Here is a 12,508-nt window from a genome sequence, read left to right as displayed (position 1 = left end):
GCGGTCCTCCAGATCGCGCAGCAGGTGCGCGGCACACACCTGCGCCTTCGACGGCCACGTTCCCGGCCATGAGTGCGCGCGTCAGAGCGATCAGCTCCGCGCGCACCAGTTCCCTTCAGGCCGGACACCCGAAGATCACATCACCCGGAGCCGGTCACGGCTGGACAGATTGTCCGGGTCAGAGCCATCCATGGATGATTCCCTCGCGGGCGCTTTGATGATCGAGGGAGATATCTGTCAATGGCTCAGTCTCGCATCGAGGATTTCTGGCCGCTGTCACCACTCCAGCAAGGATTGCTCTTCCACACGGCCTACGACGACGATTGGCCCGGCCTTTATGTGGGCCATTGGATCCTGCACCTGGACGGTCCGGTGGAAGCGGACAGAATGCGTGCCGCATGGGAGGCGCTCCTGGCGCGGCACGCCGCTCTCCGGGCCTGTTTCCGGCAGCGCAGATCGGGTGAGACGGTGCAGCTCATCGCCAGGCAGGTGGAACTGCCGTGGCGGGAGGTGGACCTCTCCCACCTCAGCGAGCCCGAGGAGGCCGTACGAGCGCTGGCCGAGGAGGACAGGACGAGGAGATTCGACCTCGCCAAGGCGCCGTTGCTGCGGCTGACCCTGATCCGTCTCGCCGGCGACCGCCACCGCCTGGTGATGACCAGCCATCACGCGATCATGGATGGCTGGTCGATGCCCATCATGTTCAACGAGCTGTCGATGCTGTACGCGGCCGACGGCAGCCCGCTGGACCTGCCCGCGGTGACGTCGTACCGGGAATACCTCGCCTGGCTGGACAGGCAGGACAAGGAGCGGACGCTGTCGGCATGGGCGGCAGAGCTGCGGGGCGTCGAGGAGCCGACGCTGGTGGCGCCCGCCGACCCGGGGCGGGCGCCCGCCATGCCGGAGAACATCACGGTCGAGCTGCCCGAGAACCTCACGCGATCTCTGAGCGAGCTGGCCCGTGCCCATGGGCTGACGCTGAACACGGTGGTGCAGGGCGCGTGGGCGCTGCTGCTCGCACAGCTGGCAGGCCGGACGGACGTGGTGTTCGGCGCGGTGGTCTCGGCGCGCCCGCCGGGTCTGCCCGGCGTTGAGGGAATGGTGGGGCTGTTCCTCAACACCGTTCCCGTACGCGTGCGGCTGGACGGTTCGACGCCGGTCATCGAACTTCTGGCGGATGTGCAGAAACGGCAGTCGGCGCTCATTCCCCACCAGTACGTGGGGCTGGCGGACATTCAGAAGGCGGCCGGCGCCGGCGCGATCTTCGACACCTTGCTCGTTTTCCAGAACTTTCCCCGTGAGCTTCGCGAATCAGATGCCGCGGAAGCCTTTGGCATTCGAATAGAACAGGGCCGGGAAGCCGCCCATTATCCGCTGACGCTGGTCGCCGTCCCCGGCGAGTCGATGCTGCTCAATCTCGATTACGTGACGGACCTCTTCGACCGGAGAACCGCGCTCGCCATCATCGAGAGATTCACCGGGATTCTGCGGCAGCTGGCGGATGCGGGCGACATCGCGGTGGCCGAGGTCGACGTGACGAGCGCGGCCGAGCGTGAGCTGGTGGTGAACATATGGAGCGCGGCATCCCACGTGGTGCCGTGCGATCTGGCCCTGGAGCTGTTCGACCGCCAGGTGGAGCGCGGCCGTGACCGGGTGGCGGTCGTCGAGGGAGAGCGGGCGGTTCCGTTCGGCGAACTGGCCGAGCACGCGGAGAGGCTCGCCGGCTACTTGAGCGGCCGGGGCGTCCGGCGCGGGGATCGGGTGGCCGTGGTGATGCGACGCTCACCCGACCTGATCGCGACGCTGCTCGCGGTGTGGAAGGCGGGAGCGGCGTTCGTGCCGATCGATCCCGCCTACCCGGCGGAACGCGTGAAGTTCATGCTCGCGGACGCGGAGCCGGCGGCGGTGGTGTCCGAGCGAGCGTGCAGGGATGCCGTGCTGGACGGCGGGCTCGATCCGATCGTCCTGGACGATCCGGAGACGCAGCGGGCGGTGGCGGAGCACGCCCGGCTCTCCGCGGGCGCGCGGGCGGACGACCTCGCCTACGTGATGTACACGTCGGGATCGACGGGGAGGCCGAAGGGCGTCGCGGTATCGCACGGCAATGTCGCGGCGCTGGTCGGCGAGCCGGGATGGGGCGTGGGCCCCGAGGACGCCGTGCTGATGCACGCCTCACACGCCTTCGACATCTCGCTGTTCGAGCTGTGGGTGCCGCTGCTGTCGGGCGCCCGGGTCGTGCTGGCCGAGCCGGGCGCGGTGGACGGCGAGGCCCTGGCCGGGCACATAGCCGGCGGTGTCACCTCCGCTCACCTGACCGCGGGGACCTTCCGGGTGCTGGCCGAGGAGTCACCGGAGTCGATCGCCGGTCTGCGCGAGGTGCTGACCGGCGGGGACAAGGTGCTGCTCGCGGCGGTGGAGCGGGTGCGGCGGGCGTGCCCGGACGTCCGTGTGCGCCATCTTTACGGCCCCACGGAGGCCACGCTGTGCGCGACATGGTGGCTGCTCCAGCCGGGCGAACCGACGGGGCCGGTGCTGCCGATCGGGCGTCCCCTCGCCGGGCGGCGGGTCTATGTCCTCGACGCGTTCCTGCGGCCCGTGCCCCCGGGGGTGACGGGCGAACTGTACATCGCCGGGTCCGGTGTGGCGCAGGGCTATCTGGGCCGCCCGGCATTGACGGCCGAGCGGTTCGTCGCCGATCCGTTCGTTCCCGCCGAGCGGATGTACCGGACCGGAGACCTGGCGTACTGGACGGATCAGGGTGCGCTGGCGTTCGCCGGACGTGCCGATGACCAGGTGAAGATTCGCGGCTATCGGGTGGAGCCCGGCGAGATCGAGGCAGTCCTCGCGGGCCTTCCAGATGTCGGCCAGGCCGTGGTGTCCGCGCGGGAAGAGCGCCTGATCGGTTACGTGGTCGCCGAGGCGGGGCGGGACCTCGACCCGGCACGGATACGCGAACAACTCGCCGCGACGCTGCCCGAATTCATGGTTCCGGCCGCGGTGCTGGTGCTGGATGAGCTGCCGCTGACCGGCAACGGAAAGGTGGACCGCCGGGCCCTGCCCGAGCCGGACTTCGCCTCTGAGGCTGTGGACCGGGAGCCGGCCACCGAGGCCGAGCGGACCATGTGCGAAGTATTCGCCGAGGTCCTGGGCGTGGAGCGGGTCGGGGCCGGAGACAGCTTCTTCGAGCTGGGCGGGGACTCGATCTCGTCGATGCAGGTCGCCGCCCGCGCGCGTCGCCATGGCATCCCGCTGACCCCGCGGCAGGTGTTCGAGTACCGGACCCCCGAGCGCCTGGCGGCGCTGGCCAAGGCGGCCCCGGCGCGGCGACCCTCCGCAGGGGAGACGGGCGTGGGGGAGATCCCGAGGACGCCGGTGATGCGTGCCCTCGGGGACGACGCGGTGCGCCCCGGTTTCGCGCAGGCGCGCGTCATCGTCACCCCGGCCGGCTTCGCCCCGGACGCGCTGGCGAATGCCCTGCAGGCCGTCCTGGACGTGCATGATCTTCTACGGGCCCGGGTGGAGCCCGGCGGACGGCTGACGGCGGCCGAGCCGGGTGCCGTGGACGCGGCCGGCCTGGTGACGCGGGTGGCCGCCGGGAACGGGAACACCGCTGAGATCGCCGAGCGCGAGGTCAGGACGGCGGCGGGCATGCTGGACCCATCTGCGGGCATCATGGTCCGGGCCGTGTGGGTGGACGCGGGCGACGCCGAGCCGGGCCGGTTGGCCCTGGTGGTGCATCACCTGGCCGTTGACGCGGTCTCGTGGGGCATCCTGCTGTCGGATCTGCGTGCGGCGTACGACGAGGCGGTCTCCGGCGGAACCCCCGTCCTCGAACCCGCGGTGACGTCGTACCGGCAATGGGCGCGGCGGCTGGCCGGACAGGCGTTCAGTGAGAACACCGTGGCCGAAGCCGACTACTGGGCCGACGTGCTCGAAGGCGCCGGCCTGCCGCTGGAGCGGCACACCGGGCAGTCGGCGTCGTGGTCCCGGACACTGTCCGGCACCGAGGCGCGCGACCTGGTGGCGCGCGTGCCGGGAGCCTTCCACTGCGGGGTGCAGGACGTCCTGCTGGCGGGCCTGGCGGGTGCGGTGGCGCGGTGGCGCGGTGCCGGCCCGGGGATTCTGGTGGACGTGGAAGGCCATGGCCGCCATGCCGCCGACGGAGAGGATCTGCTGCGTACCGTGGGCTGGTTCACCAGCGTTCATCCGGTTCGCCTCGACGTCTCCGGCGTTGACCCAGGAGCGGTGGCAGCCGGGGACGCGGCGGCCGGGGAACTGCTGAAGGCCGTGAAGGAGCAGGCGCGAGCGGTGCCCGGCGACGGGCTCGGCTATGGGCTGCTGCGCCATCTCAACCCCGAGACCGCGGCCAGGCTGGCCGAGTTGCCGTCGGCCCAGATCGGATTCAACTATCTCGGACGGTCCAGCGTCGCCTCCGGGGACACCGCGTGGCAGGTGTGCGAAGGGTCTCTCGGCGGGGGAGCGGCCGGGCCGGACATGGTGCGATCCCACGCCGTGGAGGTCGGCGCGGACGTTCAGGACACACCGGCCGGCCCCCGGCTGAGGCTCGCCGTCGATGGTAAGGATCTCGACCAGGCCACGGTGGAGCGGCTCGGCGAGGCCTGGCTGGACATGCTGGCCGGTCTCGCCGCTCTCGCCGGCGCTCCCGGCGCGGGCGGGCACACACCGTCCGACTTCGATCTTGTCGATCTGCGGCAGCGGGACGTGGACGAGCTGGAGGCCGTGGCACCAGGTCTGACGGACGTCTGGCCGCTGTCGCCTCTCCAGGAAGGCATCCTCTTCGAAAGAGCCCTCGACGAGGACGGCGTCGACGTCTACCAGACCCAGCGGATCCTCGACCTCGACGGGCCGCTCGACGCGGAACGGCTGTGCGCGGCATGGAAGTCCGTGGCCGCCCGGCACGAAACGCTCCGGACCAGCTTCCACCAGCTGGGATCCGGCGAGACGGTGCAGGTCGTCGTGGGCGAGGCCGCTGTCCCGTGGCGTGAGGCCGATCTGTCGCAGCTCGATGAGGCGGACGCGGACGCGGAGGTCGAACGCCTGCTCGCGGAGGACGAGGCGGAGCGGTTCGACGTCAGCAGGGCGCCGCTGCTCCGGTTGCTGCTGATCCGTCTCGGCGCGGCGCGGCACCGGCTCGTGGTGACGTCGCACCATGTGCTCGTGGACGGCTGGTCGACACCGATCCTTCTGGGCGAGATGGTGACCGCCTACACGGGCGGACGGGACGCGCCCACGCCGCCCTCCTACCGGGACTACGTGGCGTGGCTGAGCCGCCAGGACGAGGACGCGGCACGATCGGCGTGGCGCTCCGAACTCGCCGGGCTGGACGAGCCGACCGTGGTGGGCTTCGACGTGGGCAAGGCGCCGGTGATGCCGGACGGGCACGCCGAATGGCTGTCCGAGGAGGCGACCCGCGCCCTCACCGGCTTCGCACGTGGTCATGGACTGACGTTGAGCACGGTCGTACAGGGCGCCTGGGCCTTGGTGCTGGCGCGGCTGGCGAGACGTACGGATCTGGTGTTCGGCACGGTCGTGTCCGGGCGCCCGGCGGACGCGCTGCCGGATGTCGAGCGGATGGTGGGGATGTTCATCAACACCGTTCCGGTCCGGGTGCGCCTCGACGGCGGTGTGCCGGTGCTGGACCTGCTCCAGGACCTGCAGAGGCGCCAGTCGGCCTTGACGGAGCATCAGCACCTGGGGCTGCCGGAGATCCAGAAGGCGGCGGGGCCGGGCGCGATCTTCGACACGATCATGATGGTCGTCAACTACCCGCTGGACGCCGACGGTCTCGACGACGGTGGCGTCACGATCAGCTCCATCCGCACGCGGACCGGCACCACCTATCCGCTGTCCGTGAGCGTCATCCCGGGCGCCCGCCTGCGGATCCAGCTGGACTACCGGCCCGACGCGATCGACAGGGACATGGCCGCCGAGATCACCAGGCAGGTCGTGCGAGTCCTGGCCCGGGTGGTGGCGGAGCCCTCGCTTCCCGTCGGCCGGCTGGGCGTGACGAGCGAGTCCACGCGCGCCTCCGTGACGGAGCGCTGGAACTCGGCCGGTGCGGCGGCCGGCGGTTCATCGGTGCCGGAGATGTTCCGGCGCCAGGCCCACGCGGCGCCGGACGCGATGGCGGTCATCGACAACGGACGCACCCTGTCCTACGCCGGCCTCGATCGGGAATCGGATCGGCTGGCGGGGCGCCTGGCCGCGAGGGGCGTGCGGCGCGGCGACCGCGTCGGCGTGCTGATGGAACGCGGCGCGGACCTGATCGTCGCCCTGCTCGCGGTCTGGAAGGCGGGGGCCGCGCAGGTACCGGTGAATGCGGACTACCCCGCGGAGCGCATCGAGCGGATGCTGGCCGACGCCGGCGCATCGGTGGCGGTGTGCGCGGGAGCGACACGGAACGCGGTCCCGGACGGGGTCGAGCCGGTGGTCATGGACGCACCGGCGACCGAGGGAGAGTCGCACGAGGCGCCACCGCTCGCGGTCGGGGCACATGACGTGGCCTACGTGATGTACACGTCCGGATCGACCGGGGTGCCGAAGGGCGTCGCGGTGCCGCATGGAAGTGTCGCGGCGCTGGCCGGCGACCCGGGCTGGTCGCAGGGCGCCGGCGATCGCGTCTTGATGCACGCGTCGCACGCGTTCGACGCCTCGCTGCTCGAGATCTGGGTGCCGCTGGTCAGCGGAGCCTGCGTGACGGTCGCGGAACCGGGCGCGGTCGACGCGCAGCGGCTGCGGGAAGCGATCGCACGGGGCGTGACCACCGTCCATCTGACGGCAGGGACCTTCCGGGTGCTGGCAGAGGAGTCGCCGGACTCCTTCAGCGGGCTGCGCGAAGTCCTCACCGGCGGGGACGTGGTTCCGCTCGAGTCCGTCGCACGGGTGCGCCGGACATGCCCGGAGGTCCGGGTCCGGCAGTTGTACGGCCCCACCGAAATCACCCTCTGCGCCACCTGGCACCTCATCGAGCCGTGGGCCGAAACGGGCGGCACCTTGCCGATCGGCCGTCCGCTGGCCGGCCGGCAGGTGTACGTCCTCGATGATTTCCTCCAGCCGGTGGCACCGGACGTCACCGGTGAGCTCTACATCGCCGGCGCGGGCCTGGCCCACGGTTATCTGGGCGCCCCCGGAGCGACCTCGGAGCGGTTCGTCCCGGTGCCCGCCTCGGTGGATCCTTCGGCCTCCGGCGAGCGGATGTACCGCACCGGCGACCTGGCGCGCTGGACGGACCAAGGCGAGCTGATCTTCGCCGGGCGGGCCGACTCGCAGGTGAAGATCCGGGGCTACCGCGTCGAGCCCGGGGAGATCGAGGCGGCGCTGGCCGAGGTTCCCCACGTCGCGCAGGCAGTCGTCGTGGCGCGGGAGGACCGTCCCGGCGAGAAGAGGCTCATCGCCTACGTGACCACGGAAGAGGGCTCGGGACTGGATCCCGATGCGGTACGCGGGCACCTCGCGGGACGGCTGCCGGAATTCATGGTGCCGGCCGCGGTGGTGCCGCTGGACGGCCTCCCGCTGACGCTCAACGGGAAGGTCGACCGTGCCGCTCTGCCCGTCCCCGAGTTCGCAGGGAAGGCGGCGGGCCTGGAGCCGCGTACCGAGGCCGAGCGGGTGTTGTGCGGACTGTTCGCCGAGGTCCTGGGCGTGGAGCGGGTCGGGGCCGGAGACAGCTTCTTCGAGCTGGGCGGGGACTCGATCCTCTCGATGCGGCTGGCCGCCCGCGCGCGACGCGAGGATCTCGTCTTCGGCGCGAAGGACGTCTTCGAGCGCAAGACGCCCGCGGGGATCGCGGTGGTCGCCGAGCGCGGCGGTGAGAGGCGGGCGGGCGTCGCCGACGGCGTCGGCGAGGTGATGCTGACGCCGGTGATGCGGGCACTGCTCGAACGCGATCCTCACGCGATGACCCGGGGCGCCCTGGCGCAGTGGGTGACCGCCGGTGCGCCCGGCGACCTGTCGGTGGAGACGCTGGCGGCCGGATTGGGCGCGGTGATCGACGCACATGACATGCTGCGCAGCCGGATCGCTCCGGCCGAGGCCGCGCAGCCCCGGCTGGTCGTGGCCGAGCGCGGAACGGTGGACGCGGCGACGCTGGTCGAACGGGTCGAGGCCGGCACCGGTGACGTGGACGAGATCGCGGATCGCTGCGCCCACGACGCGGCCGCACGGCTGGATCCCCATGCCGGCGTGATGATCCGGGCGGTCTGGGTGGACGCGGGACCAGGACGGGTGGGACGGCTCGTCGTGGCGGCGCACCATCTCGTGGTGGACGTCGTGTCGTGGCGAATCCTGCTGCCCGACCTGCAAGCGGCATGTGAGGCCGTGACCGCCGGCCGGGAACCAGTGCTCGATCCCGTCGACGTCTCGTTCCGGCGTTGGGCGCGCACGCTGGCCGATCAGGCGGTGGGCCGGACCACGGAGCTGGAGACGTGGACGGAGATCCTCGACGGAGCGCGACCGCGGTCGGGCGGGCTCGACCCGGCGCGCGACACCGTCTCGACCGCGGGACGCAGGTCGTGGACGCTGCCGCATGACCGGACGGGCGCGCTCGTGGAAAAGGCCACCTCGGCCTTCCACTGCGGTGTCCACGAGGTGCTGCTGGCGACGCTGGCAGGCGCGGTGGCCCAACGGCGCGGCGGCACCACGGTCGTGGTGGACGTCGAAGGTCACGGCCGTCAGCCCATCGACGAGATGGACCTGTCGCGGACGGTCGGCTGGTTCACCGACGTGCATCCGCTCCGGCTGGAGGTGACGGGGATCGATCCGGCCGAGGTGATCGCGGGTGGCGGCGCGGCCGGTCGCCTGCTGAAGCAGGTCAAGGAGAACGTGCGGGCCGTGCCTGACGGCGGGCTCGGCTACGGGATGTTGCGTTATCTCAACGCCGAGACGGGGCAGGCTCTCGCGGCGCTGCCGAAGGCGGAGATCGGGTTCAACTACCTCGGCCGCTTCCCGTCCCGGTCCGAGGGCGCCGCGGAGCCCTGGCAGCTGCTGGGCACCATTGGCGGCACGACGGAGCCGGACACGGCGTTGCGGCACGCCGTGGAGATCGACGCGGCCGTGCTGGACGGCGCGGACGGACCTGAGCTGAGCCTGACCGTGACCTGGGCCGGGCGGATTCTCGGCGAGGCCGAGGCGGAGTCGCTCGCGAAGGCATGGCTGGATATGCTGACCGGCCTCGCCGCACACGTCGGCGAGGCCGGCGCCGGCGGGCACACGCCCTCCGACTTCCCGCTCGTCTCGCTGACGCAGCCGGACGTGGCGGAGGTCGAGGCCGCCGTACCGGACCTGCTCGACGTCTGGCCGCTGTCTCCGCTCCAGGAGGGCCTGCTGTTCCACGCCGCCGACGAGCGCGGTCCGGACGTCTACGCGGGCATGCGCAAGCTCGCCCTCGACGGCCCGCTGGACGTCGCCCGTTTCCGCGCCTCCTGGCATGTCCTGCTCGACCGGCACCCCGCCCTGCGGGCGAGCTTCCACCAGCTCGGGTCCGGCGCGGCCGTCCAGGTGATCGCCCGCGAGGCGACGCTGGACTGGCGGGAGACCGATCTGTCCGATCTGCCCGAGGATGAGGCGCTCGCCGAATTCGACCGGCTCGCGGAGCAGCTGCACGCCGAGCGGTTCGACCTGACCCGGGCACCGCAGCTGCGGCTGCACCTGGTGCGCCTCGGCGAACGCCGGCACCGGCTGGTCTTCACCTCCCATCACATCGTGGCCGACGGCTGGTCCCTGCCGCTGATCATCGGGGACGTGCTGAGCGCGTACGAATCCGGCGGTGACGGCCGGGCGCTTCCGGCCGCGACGTCGTACCGCGACTATCTCGCCTGGATCGCTCGCCAGGACAAGGCGGCCGCCCGGGAGGCGTGGCGGACCGAACTCGCGGGTCTCGACGAGGCGACCCACGTCGTGCCGCCGGAAACGATCACTACACCCCTGGAGCCCGAACGCGTCGGGTTCGAACTCGACGACGAGCTGAGCCGGCGCGTGGTGGAGTTCACCGGCCGTCACGGCGTGACGGCGAACACCCTCTTCCAGGGGATCTGGGCCCTGCACCTGGCCCGGCTGACCGGACGCGACGACGTGGTCTTCGGCGCCGCGGTGGCCGGGCGCCCGCCCGAGATCCCCGGCGTCGAGTCCGCCGTCGGCCTGTTCATGAACATGTTGCCGGTCCGGGCCCGCCTGGCCGGTGCGGAACCGTTCCTCGACATGCTGGCGGACCTGCAGCAACGGCAGGTCGCGTGCATGCCGCACCAGCACGTCGGGCTGAGCGAGATCAACCAGCTCGCCGGTCCGGGCGCGGCGTTCGACACGATTGTGGTGTTCGAGAACTACCCGCCCCCGGCGCCCCGGCCCGAAGGCCCCGACGCGCTCGTCATGCGGCCCGCGGGAATCCCGAACGACACAGGACACTATCCGCTGTCCATGCGCGCGTCCGTGGCGGGCCGCGTCCATGGCGAGTTCATCTACCGGCCGGACGTGGTCGATCGGACCGAGGCCGAGGAGATGCTCGCGTCGATCCTCCGGGCGCTGGAACAGGTGGTGGCCGAGCCGCGCGTGCCGGTCGGGCGCGTGGGCCTGACCGGTCCGGAGCAGTGCCGCCTGGTGGTGGAGGAGTGGAACCGGACCGGCGTGCCGCTTGCCGCGGAGTCGGTGCCGGTGCTGTTCCGCCGGCAGGTGGAGCGGTCGCCGGACGCGGTGGCGGTGGTGGACGCGGCCCGGAGCCTGTCGTTCGGCGGATTGCTGGACGAGACGGAGACACTGGCGCGGCTGCTGGCGGTGCTGGGCGTGCGGCGCGAGACGCGGGTGGGCGTGCTCGTGGGGCGGTCGGCCGAGCTGGTGGTGGCACTGGTCGGGGTGTCCTTGGCGGGCGGGGTGTTCGTTCCGGTGGACCCGGATTACCCGGGCGAGCGCATCACCTGGATCCTGGCGGATTCCGCGCCAGAGGTGCTGCTGTGCACGACGGAGACCCGGGAGGCCGTCCCGGAGGAGTTCGCGGGCGCGGTGGTGGTGCTGGACGGGCCGCTCGCCGCCGATCCGCGGACTGCGCTGCCGTGGGTGGAGGCCGGTGATGGGGCGTATGTGATCTACACATCGGGGTCGACGGGCGTGCCCAAGGGGGTCCTTGTCACCCATACCGGGCTCGGCAACCTGGCGAGCGCGCAGATCGAGCGCTTCGGCGTCACGTCCGCCTCGCGGATCCTGCAGTTCGCCGCTCTTGGATTCGACGCCGCCGTCTCCGAGCTGTGCGTGGCCCTGTTGTCGGGCGGGACCGTCGTGCTGGCCGACGCGGAGAGCATGCCGCCCCGGGTGTCGCTGGGCGACGCGGTACGCCGGTGGGGCATCACCCACGTCACCGTGCCGCCGAGCGTGCTGGCCGTCGAGGACGACCTGCCGGACAGCCTGGAGACCCTGGTCGTGGCCGGCGAGGCATGCCCGCCCGCGCTGGTGGACCGCTGGTCGCCGGGTCGCCGGATGATCAACGCCTACGGGCCCACCGAGACGACCGTATGCGCGACGATGAGCTCCCCGCTGTCTCCGGGACGCGACGCGGTCCCCATCGGCCGCCCGATCACCGGCATGCGGGCCTATGTGCTCGACGCCTTCCTGCAGCCGGTGCCGCCAGGTGTGACCGGCGAGCTGTATGTCGTGGGGGCCGGGCTCGCACGCGGCTACCTCGGACGTCCGGGCCTGACAGCGGAGAGGTTCGTCGCGGTGCCGGCTTCCGTGAACCCCGCGCGTCCTGGTGAGCGCATGTACCGCACCGGCGACCGGGCCCGCTGGACCAGGGAAGGTGAGCTGGTCTTCACCGGGCGGGCCGACGCGCAGGTCAAGGTGCGCGGATACCGGATCGAGCCGGGTGAGATCGAGGCCGTGCTGGCGGACCATCCGGGGGTCGCCCAGGTGGCGGTCGTCGCCCGCGAAGACGGTCCGGGTGAGAAGCACCTGGTGGCGTATGTCGTCCCCGCGACCGAGCAGGTGCCCGCCGAGGCCGGGCAGGACGGCGCATTGATCTCCGCCCTCCGCGAGAGCGCGGCCGGACGCCTGCCGGAGCACATGAGGCCGGCGGCATTCGTCCCGCTGGACGCGATGCCCCTGACCCCGAACGGCAAGGTCGATCACCGGGCGCTGCGGGCCCCCGATGTCGCGAGGTCGTCGTCCGGACGCGACCCGCGCTCGGCCATGGAGGCGAAGCTGTGCGAGCTGTTCGCGGAGGTGCTCGGACTGGACAGCGTGGGCGCCGGCGACAGCTTCTTCGAGCTCGGCGGCGACTCGATCACCTCGATGCAGCTGTCGGCCCTGGCCCGCCGGAAAGGGCTGGACCTCAACCCGTGGCAGGTGTTCGACGAGAAGACGGCGGAACGGCTGGCGGCGGTCGTCAAGGAGCTCCCGGCCGCCGGCGAGGGCGCCGGGGAACCGGAGCCTCCGGGCGGCACGCTCGTGGATCTTTCGCCTGATCAGCTGGACCAACTCGAGGCCGGACCGGCCGGCGGATGACTCC

At 71.9% G+C, this 12,508-nt stretch carries 1 protein-coding gene; it reads left to right on the top strand.

The features are described 5' to 3' along the window. The first annotated feature begins 240 nt into the window (after positions 1 to 240). Positions 241 to 12,504, top strand: a complete 12,264-nt coding sequence (locus tag PKF00_RS09830) for a non-ribosomal peptide synthetase (protein ID WP_271217102.1) — start codon at positions 241 to 243, stop codon at positions 12,502 to 12,504. The last annotated feature ends 4 nt before the right edge of the window (positions 12,505 to 12,508 follow it).

This window comes from Streptosporangium carneum (assembly GCF_027922005.1).
In the GTDB taxonomy this organism is placed as follows: Bacteria; Actinomycetota; Actinomycetes; order Streptosporangiales; family Streptosporangiaceae; genus Streptosporangium; species Streptosporangium carneum.
The sequence above is the reverse complement of the archived record's forward strand: the minus strand, read 5'-3'. Positions and strand labels throughout refer to the sequence as shown.